The 1,377-nt window shown below is 33.4% G+C and carries 1 protein-coding gene; it reads right to left on the bottom strand.

Translation table 11 applies throughout. From position 1 onward, the window contains the following. Positions 1 to 43: 43 nt before the first annotated feature. Complete coding sequence (locus tag D1606_RS18450) at positions 44 to 1,258, bottom strand: ISL3 family transposase (protein ID WP_119417450.1); 1,215 nt, start codon at positions 1,256 to 1,258, stop codon at positions 44 to 46. Positions 1,259 to 1,377 lie beyond the last annotated feature (119 nt).

Consider the following 1,377-nt stretch of genomic DNA (forward strand, 5'->3'; position numbering starts at 1 on the left):
GGCTCTTTGTAAATAGTTGGGGTGGGGACACAATTCTCCGCCCTTATCCTATTGTGTTACCTATATCTTTATATTGATGTGTTAATAATATTTTGGCTCGTAATCGATCAAACCGTCGAAAGCCAAATGCATTTCGTTTTAATACTTTTGTTAAATTATTTAATCCTTCAACAAAACCATTTGAATAGCCAAAAGAAAAAGAATTTAAGATTTCTGTCTCCCAGTTTTTGAAGGTTTGAATCGTACGAATAAACTCTGGAATCCTTGATCTTTCAACCTTTTTATAAAACCTCTGTAATCCCTTTTTCGTTTGTTTCATTTTTTCTTTTCCATTCACTTTTGCAGCCTCGAACCAGCGATAAAAATGTTCTTTTAACTCATAAGCCAATTTCAATTCATCTGAAAAAGTACAATAACGGTCCAAATACCATTGATCATAATCCGTTAAATTTTGTGATTTTTTTAGAAAAACAAAGCGTTTCCTCTTTATCTTTTTTCGATCATAATCATTCCATTCCGATTGAACCCGGATTCTTACTCTTTCTATTGCCCAGTTGATATAGCGTACGAAATGAAAGCGATCTGCAATAATAATTGGCTTTCCTAATGATTTAGTAACAGCGGCTTTAAAGCTATGACTCATATCCATTACCACTGTTTGTACATTCTCTCCATACTGGTGTAAATAAGCTTCAATCGTTTCTTTTTTCCGATTTGGGAGAATATCTATCGGTTCCCTTGTTACTGCGTTAGCGATGATAAGTTGAAACTTTTCTTTATTGGCATTCCCTTTAAACTCATCCATCGCAATTACCGGCGGTAATTCTTTCATTTCTTTGATAGATTTTGGAATCACTCGATCGAATCGCTTAATAATTGTACTTACAGATGTTCCGTATTGTATGGCGGTTTCTTTAAATGTTTTCCCTTTTACTGCACGGACTTGCGCCATTTGATTCCATTCTTTAGAAAACCTTTGATAGCGCTCTACAATAGGATTTTGTTCTGCAAAGCGTTTCCCACATGTGCATCTATATCTTCGTTTTCTATAAAATAAAATTGTTTTTCTTTCTGAGAATTTTAGATGTTTAATTTTCGTTAAACGGTAATCATGTATATGTGAAGTCAATTTTCCACATTCAGGGCATTTATGCGGTTTAATAGGCATTTCAAAGTGAATGATATATTGACCTTCTATTTCTTGAGCTTTTAAAATTGTTACTTCTTCAAATCCCGGTAATATTATGTTAGAATTCATGTAACACGTAACTCCTATCTTAACTTTTGTTTGGGTAACTTTAGTATAAGATATTTGGAGCTTACGTGTATTTTTTTACCCTAAATTGTTTGACAACCCCAACAATTAGTATAGAACCC

The sequence above is a fragment of the Rummeliibacillus sp. POC4 genome (assembly GCF_003576525.1).
Classification (GTDB): Bacteria; Bacillota; Bacilli; order Bacillales_A; family Planococcaceae; genus Rummeliibacillus.